Genomic DNA, 16,463 nt, shown 5'->3' with positions numbered 1-16,463 from the left:
CAAACCACATGCTGAAAACAAGGAAGTTTTTCCAGCGATTAACGGTTTTTATTTTTCATTATAGGGACGATAGTGTACAATTTAATTAAACTATGTATGACGGAGGAACGATAGTGGAGATGTTGCAAACATGGAGCGGCAGATTTAAACAATTCTTCTTGGACAATAAGTTTGTTTTATTTTTGCTTGTGCTGCTGCTGATTGGTTTAAATATTCTCGTTTTTACAAAAACATCATTTATTTTCACCCCGATTATAGTTCTTCTCAAAACAATTTCACTGCCGATTATTTTAACAGGGATTGTTTTTTATCTGTTAAACCCAATCGTTGATTTCCTTGAGAGAAGAAGAGTAAGAAGAATCTATACTATTTTCCTGTTATATCTACTGATTATCGGACTGATCACGATCACGATCGTGTCCATCATCCCCTTTTTAAAAGAACAAATTATGAGTTTGATTGACAATATCCCGAGATATGTGGATGTCGTTGAAAATCAGACGAAACAGCTGATCGGCAGCAACTTCGTCAATCAGGCCCAGCAAACGATGAACATCAATATATCTGATCTTGCAACAAAGATTTCAGATCAGGCGGCTACGATTGTGAACAGTACTTTCACCGGTGTTGGGAATTTTATCGGTGCTCTGACTGAGGTTATTATTTCGATTGTCACGGTTCCGTTTATTCTTTTCTATTTATTAAAAGATGGAAAGAAGTTGCCGGTCTATATACTGAAGTTTGTGCCGACACGATTAAAAGAACAGACATACACAGTCTTAAGCGAAATGAATCATCGGTTAAGCTCTTATATCAGAGGCCAGATCATTGTCAGCTTCTGTATCGGGTTTTTGCTGTTTATCGGTTATTTGATTATCGGGCTGGATTATGCTTCATTGCTTGCCATCATTGCGGCTTGTACAAGCATCGTTCCGTATTTAGGGCCGACGATTGCCATTACGCCAGCGATTATCATCGCCATAGTGACATCGCCGCTCATGCTGCTTAAGCTGGTGATCGTATGGACAATTGTTCAGCTGATCGAAGGGAAGCTGATCTCTCCGCAAATTATGGGGAAAAACCTTCACATCCACCCTATTACGATTATTTTTCTGCTGTTAACAGCCGGTAAGCTGTTTGGTGTGGTTGGAATCATTCTTGCCATTCCGGGCTATGCAGTTACTAAAGTCATTACGACACATTTATTTGACTGGTTTAAAATGCGGTCACATTTATACGACGAAGAAAAAAATGAAAATACGTCAGGGCATAAAGTGTGATTTTCGTTTATAGTTATATAAGACGGGCTTTCCAATTATGGAAAGCTCCCGTTATGTAAAAAATAAATGTCTAATGGGGAGAATCAAATCATGACTCTATGGGAATTGTTTGTAGCTGCCATTTTAGGGATCGTAGAAGGGTTAACAGAGTATGCGCCGGTTTCTTCGACAGGACATATGATCATAGTAGACGATATCTGGCTTAAATCAAGCAATCTGATGTCAGAAGAAGCTGCCAACTCATTCAAAGTGGTGATTCAGCTTGGTTCTATTTTAGCAGTGGCCATCGTGTTTAAAGACCGGATTTTGAATTTGCTCGGCCTGAAAAAGAATATTACCAGCGACCAGAAGCAGGGACATAAATTAAGCATTGCACAAATTGCAGTCGGACTTGTGCCTGCAGCTGTTCTCGGCTTTTTGTTTGAGGATTACATTGATGAATATTTATTTTCTGTTCAAACTGTAGCCGTGGGTTTAATTGCCGGGGCAGTCCTGATGCTTTTTGCTGATTGGGTGAATAAACGGAAAGTTGCAACAGACACCCTCGACCGCATTTCCTATAAGCAGGCGATAGGAGTCGGCTTATTCCAATGTCTTGCCCTGTGGCCGGGTTTCTCGCGTTCCGGTTCAACCATTTCCGGAGGCGTTATTCTTGGATTGAACCATCGCGCGGCAGCCGACTTTACGTTTATTATGGCGATGCCGATCATGATGGGAGCAAGCTTTTTGAGCCTTGTGAAGCACTGGGACAGTTTAAGCTCGGATCTGTTGCCGTTTTTCATCGTCGGCTTTATCTGCGCCTTTGTTGTCGCGCTGTTTGTCGTCCGTTTCTTCTTAAAACTGATTAACAAAATCAAACTCGTCCCCTTTGCAATCTACCGAATCATCCTCGGTGTGATTTTACTTTTAATCATGATGTAAATCTAAAAATAAGGCTCTTCCGGAGCCTTATTTTTTCTGTCATTTCAAGAGGGAACAGCTTGTTTTTCAAAAAAAAATCATCTATAATAAATATGACGTTACATACGGGGCCATAGCTCAGCTGGGAGAGCGCTACACTGGCAGTGTAGAGGTCAGGGGTTCGAGCCCCCTTGGCTCCATACCTTTAAACCCTTATTCTATAAGGGTTTTTTTGTTTGTTTTTGAGGAAAAGGTTCGTTCGCTGTTTTTTTTGAACATGTCACGACAGGATTTTCCGGTGAACTTTAAAATGGTCGCCTGAGGGAGTAAGCAGGGACTCATAAGTGAAGTTTTAGCCCGCTTTGGCTCAAAATTACGATATCGGGCAAAAGCTGTTCAGGCTTTTGTTTTATACTTGAAATTTCTGTCATTGGAAAAACCTAATCGATTAGGAACAATATTTGAACATATGATCACTTTTTCACATATTTAAATTAATATCATTTCCCATGATAGGGAGAGTATTAGAATGAAAGCTAATGGCATGCAAAATCTATTAGCTTCTTTTGTTTTTTAAAATGATGTGTTTCGTATGCATTTATAGGAAGGAATGACAACATGAAGACAAAACACTGTTGGATGATTTCTTTGCTCGCTGTTTTAGCTGTCGGGCCGAGATTAATGTTTAACATGGCATTGTCGTCAGTTCAAGGCCTTGTTCAGAAGACGGTCGGAGGGACTTCATATCAGTGAATCCAATAGTAATCGGCAATATGGCCTTTGCATTATTTTTGCCGGCAGGTCCGCTGCTGAGGAAAAAATTTGGCGCCCATCCGATCTATCTAGCTCTGCAAGATTCTATGATGCCTCCTTATCATGATTTCTTTTATCCTGAGTGTTCTGTTCAAACGCCGCTGTCACCACATTCTGCGGAAGTCGGCTCCAATGTCGTCCTTCCTAGACTTCAAGGATTTTGTCAACAATCTGAACCATTTCTAGTGAAAAGGTTTTTTGTTTGCAATCTTTTCCCAACTTTCTGCCTAAAGAATTGAAAAATATTAGAAGTCAAAGTAAAATTCTAAAAGGTAGATTCTTTTACATTCGTAATCTCTTAACTCGAAGGAAGGTATTCATGGCCCGTAAAAAACTGAAAAAACGCAGACTCTTGATTACACTATTTTTCATTGTATCGATTCCGTTAGCCTTTTTTGTTTTAGCCACAACTTTATCAAAGCCGATTGAAACATCCAAAGAACCCGAAGAAATTGATGAACAGCAAGTATTTATTGACAGCCTGTCCGGGCATGCACAAATTCTGTATGAGAAATATCATGTCCTCCCCAGCATCACGATCGCTCAGGCCATTCTCGAATCTGACTGGGGGAACAGCGAACTTGCTGCTCAGGCCAATAACCTTTTTGGTGTAAAAGGAAATTATAAAGGCCATCACGTCACGATGGAAACGGATGAATTTGAAAAAGGGGAAAGAAAAACCATTCGCGCAAAGTTTCGCAAATACAGCACGTTTTTTGAATCTATGGATGACCATGCCCAATTGTTTGTTCGCGGCACATCATGGAATAAAAAGAAGTATAAACCGGTGCTTGATGCTGGGGATTATAAGGAAGCGGCAACCGCCTTGCAAACAGCAGGATATGCTACAGATCCTGATTACGCTGACAAACTCAGCGCTATTGTGGAAAAATATGATTTAGATGCGTACGATGAGGTCAATCCATCCTTGAAATCTGTGGATTTCATCGGCTCCATTAAAGACAGTGCCGTTCAAGACGTATGGTCCAAGCCTTCTACTGATGAGCAGTCCATAAGACTTACCTCTGCCCAATCTTACATCGGAAAGGACATAAAGGTAGTATCTAAAAAGCAGAAGGGCCAGTCCGTATGGTACCAATTTCAAATCAATGATAAGCTCATCGGCTGGATTGACGATTCAGCTGTTGAAATAAAGGAATCAACCTAAGCTGTTTTTACTGGTATTTTTATTTCTATGTTCCATTCAGGGGAATTTGAGGTATAATATTCCACGGAAGTTATCACTTATTGACTATGTTTTCAGGAGGAACAACGATGCAGAAATATAGACGGAGAAACACGGTTGCTTTTACAGTATTAGCTTATTTCACTTTTTTTGCGGGAGTATTTTTGTTTAGTGTCGGACTCTATAATGCTGATAATCTGGAACTCAATGAAAAAGGCTATTATATTGCCGTTATGATACTTGTAGCGGTCGGTGCGATTCTTACACAAAAAGTGACCCGTGATAACGCAGAAGATAACGAAATCATCGCGGAGCAGGAAAAAAGACACAATCAATCTCATATCGAATCATAAAAAAAATCCGGCGCCTGCACGCCGGATTTTTTGCTATCACCCCGTAAACACCTCACCATCAGGATAACGAATATTTGATTTCTCTGTTTTCGCGAATGAAAACACGAACGTCAGAGGACCAATTCTTCCGATGAACATGATGACAATAATGATACATTTTCCCGCTTCTGTGAGTTCGGGAGTCAATCCCATTGATAGACCGACAGTTCCGAATGCTGAAAAGGTTTCAAACACAATTTGGATAAACGGTGCTTGTTCTGTGATCGTCAGGGCGAAAATTCCTAAAAACACAATGAACAAGCTGGTGACGCTGACAGCTAGAGCTTTTATGATAATCGGGTATTTGATGGAGCGGCGGAAAATAACCGTTTCTTTTTTTCCTCGCAAATAAGCGATAACAGACATTAAAATCACGATGAACGTGGTCAGTTTAATACCGCTCGCTGTTGAAGCGCTGCCTGCTCCGATAAACATCAATAATAACGTAAATACAATCGTTCCTTCTCTCATACTCCCAATATCGAGGGAATTGAAGCCCGCGGTTCTCGGCGTTACAGCCTGAAAATAGGAAGCCCACAGTTTATCTCCTATATGCAGGTGGCCGAGCGTGCCGGGGTTGCTATACTCTAAAGTGAAAATCACCAGCATAGCAACTGCATTCAGAATCAATGTACCTGTAAGCATGAGCTTCGTATGTAAGGAAAAGGCTTTGAATCGCCGGTTTTTCATGATGTCAAACAGAACTGTAAATCCGATCCCTCCTGTAATAAATAAAAAAGTAATCACGATGTTAATTGTAGGATCTCCAACGAAGCTCATCAAGTTATCCGGCCACAACGAAAATCCGGCATTGTTAAAAGCAGATATTGCATGAAACAGACTGGCAAACAAGCCGAATGCCCAGCCATACTGGGGCACAAACCGGATGGATAAGATAAGAGCTGCTATCAGCTCAATACTGATCGAAAACAGGAACAGAACCTTGACAAGACCTACGACACCGCCGATTGTCGGCTGGTTTAAGGCTTCCTGAACCAGCATTCGTTCTTTTAATCCGATTTTCTTTCCTAATATCATGACGATCAAAACAGCAAAAGTCATAAACCCAAGACCGCCGATCTGAATCAGCCCCATGATGACAGTTTGCCCGAAAATTGTAAATTCTGTACCGGTATCAACAACTGCAAGCCCTGTTACAGTTGTAGCGGAAGCGGCAGTAAAAAGGGCATCGATCCATGATAATGGCTTCGCTGCAGAAATCGGGAGCATTAACAGCACACTCCCGATGATAATGGTTAGAAAAAAACCAATTGCAAGCACTTGAGGCGGTGTGAAACGAACCCATTTGATCACTTTATCCTTTTGAAGTGTCACCTTTGTCTACATCCCTTCGTTTTCAAAACGTCTAATATCCTTTTTGTGCCCCATGATCACCAGGCAATCTTGTTCGTGAATGATGTCTCCGGGTGCTGGAGAAAGCCGGATATCTCCATGGTGTTTAATGGCAAGGATTGTACAGCCGTACTTTACTCTTACATTCAGATCAGTAATTGATTTTGAATTAAGCTTGCGTGTTGCCAGCAGCTCGACAATACTGTACTCATCAGATAAATCAATGTAATTTAAAACGTTCTCATCAGAAAGGCTTTGTGCGATCTTGACGCCCATGTCCTTTTCAGGGTGAATGATACGGTCAGCGCCTATTTTTTCAAGCACTTTATGGTGATAATGGTTTTGAGCTTTGACCCAAATATTCGGGATGTCAAATTCCTTTAATAATAAGGTGGTCAGGGTACTTGCTTGAATATTCGCTCCGATCGCAACAACCACATATTCAAAATTGCGTATTCCTAACGATAGCAATTCGTTTTCTTCGGTGGCGTTGGCAATCACCGCATGAGTTGCGTAAGAAGCGTATGCATTTACCTTTTCTTCGTTGATATCAATTGCAAGGACCTCATGCCCCATTCTGTGCAGCTCTTTGCAAATGCTTCCGCCAAACCGGCCCAGCCCAATCACGGCAAATTGCTTATTTTTTATTTTTCCCAATGTTCATAACTCCCTTAGTAAAATTAACGTTTTTGAAGCAAAAAAGACCATCTCGAAGAATGGCCGCTAATAGACCTCCTCTCTGGATACGCCTACGAGGTTAGCTGTCGGATTAGGGATTCAGAGTACCCCCTCTTACTAAGTAAGATTCACCCCTAGGCTGTGAATAAAACAGCCAATCGTTGGTTCCCCCGTTCGTGTTTGATTAAGCGGTAAAAGAGACTCTTATGAAATTGAACACTCAAGAATTTACTCCTGTTTCTAGAGTTTGTCAATTTAAATTTTAAACCAGAAAAAAGATAATTAGAAATAGAGGGAAAAGGGGAGGTTAAAACACAAAAAAAGACCGGCGTTAACCGGTCTTCATGTTTAGTTGCAGCCGCATGGCTGAGTCGGAGGAGTACTGCGCTTAGCCACGTCAATGCTGGCTTCGGCGTAAAATTTATTTCCGATGCTCAATGATTTATTCTCCGCACGGAAAGTATATGTACCAGCGGCAGGAAGTGTTTTGTTATTTAGTTTTAATTTGAATTCGCCAGCTCCTAACAAATCAAGTGCCAGAGGAACCCTTACTGTTTTCCCGTTATTAAGGATCTGTGTTTCACGCAACGCACGCCCGTTCATTGTGTCTTTTGTATTTGCAGTAAATCCGCTTGGCAATGTAAATTCCATAACGCCAAGGCTGAGAAGCGTATTTGGACGGTATGTCAATTCGATATCGGAGAAAGACCATTCCGTTTTGCTGGTCCCTGTGATTGTTGCAAACAATGAAGCTGTTGACTGTGTTCTCATAGTAGACTCAGTATGAGCGGAAGTTGATTTAGATTCAGCCGCGAAAGAAGCTGTAGGTGCAGAAACGAGTAAACCGAGACTTAATGCACCAATTGCCAAAGAAGATAATAATTTACGTTTCATAATAAAATTCCCCCTTAAAAGTTATAAAATATATAGGCCTGCCCGCTTTTCACCTCCACTGAGTGGCCAAATACAAATTTTACCTACATAAAATTAACATCAAATATTTTGGAAGTAAATGGGGTGTTTTTCCCGTATTTTTCAAATTTGTAGTAATTACATACAAACGAACAGAAAAACGCCCGGTTTCCCAGGCGTTTTCTTCTTTACTTTCTTTCGATTGGTATAAACTTAAAAATTTCCCCGCTCTGCACCGATTCAGCAAGCCGTTTCAGCCAATCATAGTAGGCTCTAGAGTTTTCCAGCTGCTCGTAAAGCTGCAGCGCTTCATTTTTGAGGTCTTCATTGAGGCCTTCCTTGTTTAAAACCTCTTGTAAATCAGCCTGGGCTTCCTCAATCGCTGCTACATTTACTTGAACTTCCCGCTCCCATTTAGGCGGAAAGAAATTCGTGAAAAATTTGAAAAAATCTTTTTCAGCTACAAATGTATGCTTGCGGATGCCCCGGTGAAAAGTTTTTTTCACCACATTTAAGTCCTGAAGTTTTTTGACACCTGTGCTCATGCTTGGCTTGCTCATTTGCAATTCCTCACGCATTTCGTCAAGCGTCATCTCATCCCGCATATACATCGTCCCATATAAAATCCCGACACTGCGGGTAATTCCGTAAAGATCCATCGTTTCAGCAATGGAGTCGATAACAAGATCCCGAGCCTGTTCTATAACTGCAAATTCTGGATTTTCATCCATACTGACCCTCTTTTCCTTTAGAGAATTAAATTCGTTAAGTTATTTCTTTATGTTCTTTATCTTAACGAAACATAAAGAAAAGTCAAAAAGAAAAATCAAAATGGGGCTTTGACAGTTTAAAAACCATATGTTAGATTAAGGTTGTTAAAAACATTAAATTTTTATTTAACAAACTTTATTTACGTCAAGGAGGCTTATATGAGTCAAACATTATACATTGACGGTGAATGGATCAGCGCCGAAAAAGAGCAGATCCGCAACATTATCAACCCATTTAATCAAGAAGAAATTGCAACCGTAAGCGAGGGAGGGCGAGAGGACGCCATCAAGGCGATCGAAGCCGCGCGAAGAGCCTTTGACAAAGGAGAATGGTCATCTCTATCCGGGCTTGAACGCGGGAAAATTGTTCTGAAAATTGCGGAATTAATTAGACGTGATCTTGATGAGCTGGCTGAACTTGAATCTCTTGATACGGGAAAAACACTCGAAGAAAGTAAGGCCGATATGGACGATATCGCCAATGTATTTCAATATTACGCCGGATTGGCAGACAAAGATGGTGGAGAGATCATTTCTTCTCCGATCCCTGATTCAGAAAGCAAAATCATCAGAGAGCCAATCGGGGTTTGCGGCCAGATTACGCCATGGAATTATCCGCTCCTGCAAGCGAGCTGGAAAATCGCGCCTGCACTGGCTGCAGGAAATACGATCGTCATGAAGCCGAGTGAGATCACGCCGCTAACGACAATCAAAGTGTTCAAGCTGATGGAAGAAGCGGGTGTTCCAAAAGGTGTCGCAAATCTCGTCCTTGGACCGGGAGCAACAGTGGGCGACGAGCTTGCCGCAAACGAAGACGTCGATTTGGTTTCATTTACAGGGGGAATCGAAACAGGCAAAAAAATCATGCGGGCGGCAAGCGGAAACGTCAAAAAAATCGCGCTTGAATTGGGCGGGAAAAATCCAAATATCGTTTTCAAGGACGCAGATTTAGAAGTTGCGGTCGATCAGGCATTAAACGCTGTATTTTTCCACGCTGGCCAAGTATGCTCCGCCGGTTCCCGCTTGCTTGTTGAAGATGCTATTTACGATCAATTTTTAGCAGAGCTTGTCAAACGGGCAAAACGCATAAAACTCGGAAATGGTTTTGACGCAGAGACAGAAAGCGGTCCGCTTATTTCTGCAGAGCACAGGGCAAAGGTAGAAAAATATGTAGAGATCGGAATAGAAGAAGGCGCGAAGCTCGAGACAGGCGGCAAACGTCCGGAAGACCCTGCGCTACAAAACGGCTTTTTCTATGAACCTACTATTTTCTCAAACTGTAAATCGAATATGAGAATTGTTCAGGAAGAGGTATTCGGTCCTATATTGACAGTCGAAACCTTCAGCTCGGAAGATGAGGTAATCGCGCTTGCGAATGATACCATCTATGGCTTGGCCGGAGCGGTATGGTCTAAAGATATTGAAAAGTGTGAACGCGTAGCAGCCCGCTTGAGAATGGGAACGGTTTGGATTAACGATTTCCATCCGTATTTTGCGCAGGCGCCATGGGGCGGCTATAAGCAGTCCGGATTCGGACGCGAGCTTGGAAAAATAGGCCTTGAAGAATATACAGAAGTCAAACATGTGTATCGCAATACAAAACCGGCAGCGGTTAATTGGTTCAATTCATAAAAGGGAGAGATTATAATGACATTAAATATGAAAGTAGAAAGCATGCACAAATTCCACACATTTGAAATTCCGACTGTGATTAAGCACGGAATCGGAGCCGTCAAGCATACGGGAGAAGAAATAGCTGCGCTGGGCGTTTCGAAAGCACTCCTTGTCACAGACCCTGGGATTTATAAAGCCGGCGTCGTTGACCCTGTAATCGAATCACTAAAAGGAGCGGGCATTGAAGTTGTGCTCTTTAATAAAGTAGAGCCAAACCCGCCTGTCCGTCTTGTGAATGAAGGGTCTGAGCTATACAAAAAAGAGAACTGTAATGGTTTAGTGGCAGTCGGAGGCGGAAGCTCCATGGACACAGCGAAAGCAATTGGAGTAGAAGCAACACACGAAGGAAGCGTACTTGATTATGAAGCGGCAGATGGAAAAAAAACGCTGGAAAACCGGATCCCTCCGCTGACAACAATTCCGACAACAGCCGGAACAGGTTCAGAAGTAACCCAATGGGCTGTTATTACGGATGAAGAAAGAGAATTCAAGTTCAACACGGGCGGTCCGCTGATCGCAGCGCACCTGACCATCATTGATCCTGAGCTTCATATTTCAATGCCTCCGCATGTAACAGCCATGACGGGAATTGATGCGCTTGCTCATGCCATTGAGTGCTATACAATGAAATTTGCTCAGCCAATCACGGATGCAGTTGCCTTAATGGCGATTGAATATGCCGCTCATTACATTAAAAGAGCATTTGCTGACGGAGAGGATCTGGAAGCAAGATACGGAATGGCGCAGGCTGCGATGCTTGCAGGTCTTTCTTACGGCAGTGAATCAGCGGGCGCGGCTCATGCGATGAGCCAAACGCTTGGCGGCATTATTCCAGTCGCTCACGGTCAATGTGTGGCTGCGATGATGGGTCCTGTCATGGAATACAACTGGAAGGGCTATCCTGAGAAGTTTGCACGTATTGCAAAAGCGTTCGGTATTGATACTAGCAATATGACAACAGAAGAAGCTGCGAAAGCATCTGTCAATTGGATGTATGACCTAGTCGGAGACTTAGAAGTACCGACTTTAGAAGAGCAGGGAGTATCGCCTGATATGATCGAACGCTTGTCAAAAGAAGCGATGAAAGATCCGCAAACCTTCGGAAACCCTAGAGACTTAAATGAAAAAGCATACAATTGGATCTACAAGCGCTGTTTTAATCTTACACCTAAAACTGTATAATCATATGTCCCGCTCCTTTACAGAGCGGGATTTTTTTGGATAATGAAACATAAATGGACATGTTAAAGAAGAAGGAAGGTGCCGAATGATGTGGAAGCGTATGACTGCAAAAACAGAAGGCTTGTATATCGCAGATACAGAAAGTTTCGTAACAAAGCGAATGGACAAGCTCGATATTGATTATGGCGGCATCCCCGGTGACTTGCATTTTGGACTGACCAAAAAAGCGGGAGCCAGAGAACCAATGTTTTCAAGGGGGACCGAAATTTTCAACCGCAGACAAATTTCAATTGTTTCAATAGAGGAATGTGATGAGTTGGCTTTAAAAATGGGAGTGTCGAGTATTTTGCCGGAATGGCTCGGGGCAAATATCGCAGTCAGCGGAATACACGATTTCACTTCATTAAAAGAGGGGAGCCGGCTCATTTTTCCAAGCGGTGCCGCTTTGCTATGTGAGGGAGAAAATGATCCTTGTATCCAGCCGGGTGAAGTCATTCAGTCTTATTATCCGGAAAAGCCGAAGCTGGCGCCGGCTTTCGTCCGCCACGCATTGGGCATAAGAGGGATTGTCTGTATTGTTGAGAGACCGGGCGCTGTTTACGCAGGCGATGAAATCGAAGTTAATTCCTATCATAGAAAAGTCAAACGAAAAGCAGAAAGGGTCTGAATAATCAGGCCCTTCCCACCTTTTCTTTAATTTCTTTAATCTGGCTGAGATGCCGTTTTTCGTGGTGACCGATAAAATCGATCCACTGTCTGACAGTCAGCTCCTGAAACACAGGATGCGGAAGCACTCTCTCAAAATCTTCTTCTTTTAGCGAGGCAATTGCCGCTGTCAGCTGTTCTCTCACCACGTCAAGCTCGCGTTTCATTTGGCTGCCTGAAATAAATTCATGCTCAGGCTCTAGGTGACTCGGAGCTTTCCGCTTATTGTTTCTGTCCTGTGCAACCTCAAGCGTTTTTTCTTCAACTTCTTTAACAGGAGCTTCCTTTACACGCTCCTTCAGCATTTGTTGTGCGGCCATATCGATTTTTTTCAAATGATCAAGAACTTCCCTTATACTCCATTCTTCAGCAGAAGGCTTTTGATTCAGCTTTTCGTCAGAAAGTCCTTTTACTTCGTTCCACGTCTCTAATCTTGCTTCATTAAAGATACTCATCATATCTCCTCCTAAAATGACATTACCATATATATAAGCAATTATCATTTATAAAGCACTTCGAAAAGGGTGTTTTATCTAAAAATTTCGAAACCTTTTTTCGTTATGTCTCGTATAAATGGTAACGGCAGCCGTTCACCAATGCATTGATGAAGAAAGGATGAGGAATTTGGAGTTGTTTGGCGTACCTATACAAACGATTTATCTTTATACGCTTATTATTGCGGGCAGTCTTACGCTATTATTTTTATTTTTCGGAGATGTATTTGCAGGACTGTCAGAAGGCATTCCGTTTCTTAATCCAACATTGGTGCTCGCGTTTTTCACATGTTTTTCAGCAGGCGGGTATATAGGCGAGCTCATATTGCCCCTGTCCAGCCTGTTGACCGCTCTTTTCTCTTGCATCCTTTCGCTCATCCTGGTGATATTGCTTCACATTTTTATTTTGGTACCATTATCATCCGCAGAGGAATCATTGGCTTATAAAGAAGATGATCTAAGAGGGAGAATCGGTAAAGTGATTACAGCTGTTCCTGTTGACGGGTTTGGTGAAGTGGTCATTGAAGGGATAGGCGGCACCATCTCGAAGTCAGCGGTCAGCTTTGAGAATCAGCAGATCAGTTACGGAACAACGGTTTTGGTCGTAGATATCAACAACGGAGTTCTTTCGGTTACTCCGCATGAATGTATTTAAAACAAGGAGGAATGTGAAATGACTATGCCGATCATTATTGTCATCGGAGTTGTATTCTTTTTATTAATTGCACTGTTAGCCGTTTTTATCACAAAGTATCGTACGGCAGGGCCTGACGAAGCGTTAATCGTAACGGGGAGCTATCTTGGTAATAAAAATGTTCATGTCGATGAAGGGGGCAACCGTCTTAAAATCGTCCGCGGCGGAGGAACCTTTGTCCTTCCCGTCTTCCAGCAGGCAGAGCCGCTAAGCCTATTATCAAGCAAACTTGATGTTTCTACACCTGAAGTCTATACAGAACAAGGAGTACCTGTAATGGCTGATGGAACTGCTATTATTAAAATAGGCGGTTCTATAGGGGAAATCGCTACAGCGGCCGAACAATTTTTAGGGAAATCAAAAGATGACCGGGAGCAGGAAGCGCGTGAGGTTTTAGAAGGCCATCTTCGTTCCATTCTCGGCTCAATGACAGTCGAAGAAATTTATAAAAACAGAGAAAAATTCTCTCAAGAGGTGCAGCGTGTCGCTTCACAGGATCTCGCAAAAATGGGGCTTGTGATTGTCTCCTTTACCATTAAAGATGTCCGTGATAAAAACGGTTACCTTGAATCATTAGGGAAACCGAGAATTGCTCAAGTAAAACGTGATGCTGATATCGCAACAGCAGAGGCTGATAAAGAAACCCGGATTAAGCGGGCAGAAGCAGATAAAGATGCGAAAAAATCAGAACTTGAACGGGCGACGGAAATCGCTGAAGCTGAAAAAACGAATCAGCTCAAAATGGCTGAATACCGCAGAGAACAAGATACGGCAAAAGCGAATGCCGATCAGGCATATGATTTAGAGACTGCCAGAGCGCGCAAGCAAGTCACAGAGCAGGAAATGCAGGTTAAAATTATCGAACGCCAAAAACAAATAGAACTAGAAGAAAAAGAAATTCTTCGCCGTGAACGCCAATACGACTCAGAGGTAAAGAAAAAAGCCGATGCAGACCGTTATTCTGTCGAGCAGTCCGCAGCAGCTGAGAAAGCCAAGCAGCTCGCGGAAGCCGATGCCAAAAAGTATAGTATAGAAGCAATGGCGAAGGCAGAGGCGGAAAAAGTCAGAATTGACGGACTTGCAAAAGCAGAAGCTGAAAAAGCGAAAGGGGAAACAGAAGCTGAAGTTATCCGTCTAAAAGGTCTTGCAGAAGCGGAAGCAAAAGAGAAAATTGCCGCTGCCTTTGAACAGTACGGCCAGGCTGCGATTTTCGATATGATTGTAAAAATGCTTCCGGAATACGCGAAACAAGCAGCAGCACCTCTTTCAAATATTGATAAAATCACTGTTGTTGATACAGGGGGAAGCGGTGAATCAAGCGGCGCCAACAAAGTAACCAGCTATGCGACAAACTTAATGTCAAGCCTTCAAGAAAGCTTAAAAGCATCATCGGGAATTGACGTGAAAGAAATGATTGAGAACTTTTCAGGAAAAGGAAACGTAAAACAAAGCATAAACGAATTAACAAATGAAATAAAAGAAGCAAAAGAAGCAAAAGAAGTCCAAACACGAGAAGAATGACTAAGGAAAGGATAGAACCAGATGGTAACTGTACGAGAAGCAAAGTTAGAAGATATAAGGGACATTGCAAAAGTGCATGTCGACAGTTGGAGGACAACATATCGCGGAATTGTCCCGGCTGAATACTTAAACAGTCTGAACTACAAGGAATTTGAAGACAAATGGAAAAGCCGTTCGTTAAAGGGGTTATTTGTGGCTCAGGATGAAAAAGATTCTATATTCGGCTTTGCTTCATTTGGTCCTATTCGCTCTGAACAAGAAGGCTATGACAGCGAGCTATATGCTATTTACCTTTTAGAAAAGTATCAGCGGCAAGGTGCAGGCAGGGCACTCTTAGCAAAAGGAGCAGAGTTTTTGCTTCATCAGGGCTTTTCGAGCATGTTTGTTTGGGTAATTGAGCAAAACCCCTCGATTACATTTTATCAATCCTATTCGCCTGAAAGAGAAGCGGAGGACAGCTTTGAAATTGTCGGAGAAAGACTGAAAGAAATTGGTTTTGGCTGGCCGGATCTTTCTGCTTTGAAAACGATTCTTAACAGGTAAAAAAAACACCCCCCGGCGGATTCCGCTGGGGGGTGTCACGTTAAGCTTTGTCAGTTTTGAGCAAACGCGGTGCTGTCATAAATAACAAACAAAGGACAATTGCACAGATGATGAATGAAGGAACCATATAAGTTGCATTATAAGTTAAAGAATAAATCCATACCGGCGTTCCTTTTGGAGCATAGCTGCCGAAAAACACAGCCCCTGAAACGACATGCGCAGCATAGCGCAGGAAACTGCCGATAAAAACTGCGCTGACAACTGAAACAATCAATTTCCCTTTTGTTTTTGCTGCAACTGCTTTGCGGACAGTATAAGCAAAACAGCCGCTTATTCCAATTGCTGTGAACGCGATAATATAATCTAGGAAAAGCTGTATAGGATGTTGTGCGAATAAGTTTCCGATCGCTATCTGAACTAGTCCTGTCAGCAGACCGGTAGTAAGCCCTGCTTTAACACCCCACCGAAACGAAATCAAAAAGATCGGAATCATCATGATGGAGACCGAGCCACCTTGAGGCATTCTAAGAAACATTCCTGAGACGATGTCTAAAATAACAGCAGCCGCAGTCATAATTGCAATTTCAATAAGGCGAACCAGTTGCTTAGATTGATTCATAAAAATCCCCTTCCATCGATAGACAACCCAAAAGGACAACAAAAAAGCAGCACGCGGAAGGATGAGAAAAGTTCCACGCACTGCTTTACGATCTGCAATTCATTTGACTTTGCCACATCCCTACGCCAGCGTTAACTAACAGGTTCAAAGGGTCAGAACGAAACCGCTCACTCTCAGCTTTAATGCTCCCCTTGTGGTCATCAATATTTAATTTGTTTCTACTATACAAGAAAAAGAAAAAAACAACAAGATCATTCTACTGATGTAGATGTTCTTTTAAAATAGTTATTTGATAAATACACGATAGATGACATGACGAGGATTATAGTTTATTTATTTTATAGAATTTTTTTCGTGAAAACTATTGCAATAAATAAATACAGATGTTATATTATTAAATGTCGCTGATGAACAGCGGACAAAACAAGAAGCTTCAAAACAATTTGAAAAAAAGTTGTTGACAACAAAGAAGCTGAATGTTATATTAGTAAAGCTGCTTCATTGAGAGGCAACGAATGATCTTTGAAAACTAAACAAGACAAAACGTACCTGTTAATTCATTTTTTTATAAATCGCACAGCGATGTGCGTAGTCAGGGGCCTGCACGATGCAGGTCATGCAGATGTTGTCACAGGAAGTGACGAACTTAATCTGCGCTCCATTACTTCATGGAGAGTTTGATCCTGGCTCAGGACGAACGCTGGCGGCGTGCCTAATACATGCAAGTCGAGCGGACAGATGGGAGCT

16 protein-coding genes, 1 tRNA gene, 1 rRNA gene, 1 pseudogene and 2 riboswitches are annotated in these 16,463 nt (G+C 42.3%); of the genes and pseudogenes, 13 read left to right on the top strand and 6 right to left on the bottom strand.

What is annotated here, in order from left to right:
• Positions 1 to 113: 113 nt before the first annotated feature.
• The 6 genes and pseudogenes from ACY3LV_RS08810 to ACY3LV_RS08785 all read left to right on the top strand — a co-directional run bounded on the left by ACY3LV_RS08810 (position 114) and on the right by ACY3LV_RS08785 (position 4,532).
• The gene (locus ACY3LV_RS08810) at positions 114 to 1,280 is read left to right on the top strand and encodes an AI-2E family transporter (RefSeq protein WP_148963917.1); all 1,167 of its coding nucleotides are present in this window, start codon (positions 114 to 116) and stop codon (positions 1,278 to 1,280) included.
• A 90-nt stretch (positions 1,281 to 1,370) separates the two neighbouring features.
• A complete protein-coding gene (locus ACY3LV_RS08805) occupies positions 1,371 to 2,201 on the top strand; it encodes an undecaprenyl-diphosphate phosphatase (RefSeq protein ID WP_087993358.1) in 831 nt (276 codons plus the stop codon).
• Between the two features lie 106 nt (positions 2,202 to 2,307).
• Positions 2,308 to 2,380 (top strand) — tRNA-Ala (locus ACY3LV_RS08800).
• Positions 2,381 to 2,798: 418 nt separating this feature from the next.
• Positions 2,799 to 3,028 (top strand): annotated as a pseudogene (locus ACY3LV_RS08795) (MFS transporter); the annotation flags it as partial.
• A 284-nt stretch (positions 3,029 to 3,312) separates the two neighbouring features.
• Positions 3,313 to 4,161, top strand: a complete 849-nt coding sequence (locus ACY3LV_RS08790; protein WP_464863642.1) for a glucosaminidase domain-containing protein — start codon at positions 3,313 to 3,315, stop codon at positions 4,159 to 4,161.
• 107 nt (positions 4,162 to 4,268) lie between these two features.
• A complete protein-coding gene (locus tag ACY3LV_RS08785) occupies positions 4,269 to 4,532 on the top strand; it encodes a YiaA/YiaB family inner membrane protein (RefSeq protein WP_087993356.1) in 264 nt (87 codons plus the stop codon).
• Positions 4,533 to 4,568: 36 nt separating this feature from the next.
• On the opposite strand, the gene ktrB is transcribed toward ACY3LV_RS08785, so the two are convergent.
• From ktrB to cudC, 4 genes are all read right to left on the bottom strand, one after another.
• Positions 4,569 to 5,906: a Ktr system potassium transporter KtrB gene (ktrB, locus tag ACY3LV_RS08780; RefSeq protein ID WP_464863641.1), complete on the bottom strand. Its 1,338-nt coding sequence runs from the start codon at positions 5,904 to 5,906 to the stop codon at positions 4,569 to 4,571.
• A 6-nt stretch (positions 5,907 to 5,912) separates the two neighbouring features.
• A complete protein-coding gene (gene ktrA, locus ACY3LV_RS08775; protein ID WP_464863640.1) occupies positions 5,913 to 6,581 on the bottom strand; it encodes a potassium uptake protein KtrA in 669 nt (222 codons plus the stop codon).
• Between the two features lie 73 nt (positions 6,582 to 6,654).
• Positions 6,655 to 6,803, bottom strand: a riboswitch (cyclic di-AMP (ydaO/yuaA leader).
• Between the two features lie 147 nt (positions 6,804 to 6,950).
• Positions 6,951 to 7,496 carry a biofilm surface layer hydrophobin BslA gene (gene bslA / locus ACY3LV_RS08770; RefSeq protein WP_148963914.1) on the bottom strand — a complete coding sequence of 182 codons (546 nt, stop codon included), beginning with the start codon at positions 7,494 to 7,496 and terminating at the stop codon, positions 6,951 to 6,953.
• 206 nt (positions 7,497 to 7,702) lie between these two features.
• The gene (gene cudC / locus ACY3LV_RS08765; RefSeq protein ID WP_148963913.1) at positions 7,703 to 8,245 is read right to left on the bottom strand and encodes a choline uptake/conversion transcriptional regulator CudC; all 543 of its coding nucleotides are present in this window, start codon (positions 8,243 to 8,245) and stop codon (positions 7,703 to 7,705) included.
• Between the two features lie 198 nt (positions 8,246 to 8,443).
• On the opposite strand from cudC, the gene betB reads away from it, so the two are divergent.
• The 3 genes from betB to ACY3LV_RS08750 all read left to right on the top strand — a co-directional run bounded on the left by betB (position 8,444) and on the right by ACY3LV_RS08750 (position 11,807).
• Entirely contained in the window at positions 8,444 to 9,916 is a 1,473-nt protein-coding gene (gene betB / locus ACY3LV_RS08760; RefSeq protein ID WP_464863639.1) for a betaine-aldehyde dehydrogenase, read from the top strand.
• Positions 9,917 to 9,931: 15 nt separating this feature from the next.
• Positions 9,932 to 11,140 (top strand): choline dehydrogenase, encoded by a 1,209-nt coding sequence (gene gbsB, locus ACY3LV_RS08755; protein WP_464863638.1) that lies wholly within the window; start codon positions 9,932 to 9,934, stop codon positions 11,138 to 11,140.
• Between the two features lie 88 nt (positions 11,141 to 11,228).
• Entirely contained in the window at positions 11,229 to 11,807 is a 579-nt protein-coding gene (locus ACY3LV_RS08750; RefSeq protein WP_148964107.1) for an MOSC domain-containing protein, read from the top strand.
• A 4-nt stretch (positions 11,808 to 11,811) separates the two neighbouring features.
• On the opposite strand, the gene ACY3LV_RS08745 is transcribed toward ACY3LV_RS08750, so the two are convergent.
• The gene (locus ACY3LV_RS08745) at positions 11,812 to 12,300 is read right to left on the bottom strand and encodes a DinB family protein (protein WP_148963910.1); all 489 of its coding nucleotides are present in this window, start codon (positions 12,298 to 12,300) and stop codon (positions 11,812 to 11,814) included.
• A 169-nt stretch (positions 12,301 to 12,469) separates the two neighbouring features.
• Between ACY3LV_RS08745 and ACY3LV_RS08740 the strand changes: the two genes are divergently transcribed.
• Genes ACY3LV_RS08740 through ACY3LV_RS08730 form a run of 3 tightly spaced genes read left to right on the top strand, consistent with a single transcriptional unit; the run spans position 12,470 to position 15,097 of the window.
• Positions 12,470 to 12,994 (top strand): NfeD family protein, encoded by a 525-nt coding sequence (locus ACY3LV_RS08740; protein ID WP_464863637.1) that lies wholly within the window; start codon positions 12,470 to 12,472, stop codon positions 12,992 to 12,994.
• Between the two features lie 18 nt (positions 12,995 to 13,012).
• Positions 13,013 to 14,554 (top strand): flotillin lipid rafts scaffold protein FloT, encoded by a 1,542-nt coding sequence (gene floT / locus ACY3LV_RS08735; protein ID WP_464863636.1) that lies wholly within the window; start codon positions 13,013 to 13,015, stop codon positions 14,552 to 14,554.
• Between the two features lie 21 nt (positions 14,555 to 14,575).
• Positions 14,576 to 15,097 (top strand): N-acetyltransferase family protein, encoded by a 522-nt coding sequence (locus tag ACY3LV_RS08730; RefSeq protein ID WP_464863635.1) that lies wholly within the window; start codon positions 14,576 to 14,578, stop codon positions 15,095 to 15,097.
• A gap of 40 nt (positions 15,098 to 15,137) precedes the next feature.
• On the opposite strand, the gene thiT is transcribed toward ACY3LV_RS08730, so the two are convergent.
• A complete protein-coding gene (gene thiT / locus ACY3LV_RS08725; protein WP_333560698.1) occupies positions 15,138 to 15,716 on the bottom strand; it encodes an energy-coupled thiamine transporter ThiT in 579 nt (192 codons plus the stop codon).
• 100 nt (positions 15,717 to 15,816) lie between these two features.
• Positions 15,817 to 15,918, bottom strand: a riboswitch (TPP riboswitch).
• Between the two features lie 463 nt (positions 15,919 to 16,381).
• Between thiT and ACY3LV_RS08720 the strand changes: the two genes are divergently transcribed.
• Positions 16,382 to 16,463 (top strand): 16S ribosomal RNA (locus tag ACY3LV_RS08720); the annotation flags it as partial.

Source organism: Bacillus sp. 11C, from assembly GCF_055486375.1.
The sequence above is the reverse complement of the archived record's forward strand: the minus strand, read 5'-3'. Positions and strand labels throughout refer to the sequence as shown.

Excerpts from the sequence above, each read along its gene's own strand:
- ACY3LV_RS08805 (WP_087993358.1), top strand. The coding sequence starts at position 1,371 with ATGACTCTATGGGAATTGTTTGTAGCTGCCATTTTAGGGATCGTAGAA.
- ACY3LV_RS08790 (WP_464863642.1), top strand. The coding sequence starts at position 3,313 with ATGGCCCGTAAAAAACTGAAAAAACGCAGACTCTTGATTACACTATTT.
- ACY3LV_RS08785 (WP_087993356.1), top strand. The coding sequence starts at position 4,269 with ATGCAGAAATATAGACGGAGAAACACGGTTGCTTTTACAGTATTAGCT.
- bslA (WP_148963914.1), bottom strand. The coding sequence starts at position 7,496 with ATGAAACGTAAATTATTATCTTCTTTGGCAATTGGTGCATTAAGTCTC.
- cudC (WP_148963913.1), bottom strand. The coding sequence starts at position 8,245 with ATGGATGAAAATCCAGAATTTGCAGTTATAGAACAGGCTCGGGATCTT.
- betB (WP_464863639.1), top strand. The coding sequence starts at position 8,444 with ATGAGTCAAACATTATACATTGACGGTGAATGGATCAGCGCCGAAAAA.
- gbsB (WP_464863638.1), top strand. The coding sequence starts at position 9,932 with ATGACATTAAATATGAAAGTAGAAAGCATGCACAAATTCCACACATTT.
- ACY3LV_RS08750 (WP_148964107.1), top strand. The coding sequence starts at position 11,229 with ATGTGGAAGCGTATGACTGCAAAAACAGAAGGCTTGTATATCGCAGAT.
- ACY3LV_RS08745 (WP_148963910.1), bottom strand. The coding sequence starts at position 12,300 with ATGAGTATCTTTAATGAAGCAAGATTAGAGACGTGGAACGAAGTAAAA.
- floT (WP_464863636.1), top strand. The coding sequence starts at position 13,013 with ATGACTATGCCGATCATTATTGTCATCGGAGTTGTATTCTTTTTATTA.
- ACY3LV_RS08730 (WP_464863635.1), top strand. The coding sequence starts at position 14,576 with ATGGTAACTGTACGAGAAGCAAAGTTAGAAGATATAAGGGACATTGCA.
- thiT (WP_333560698.1), bottom strand. The coding sequence starts at position 15,716 with ATGAATCAATCTAAGCAACTGGTTCGCCTTATTGAAATTGCAATTATG.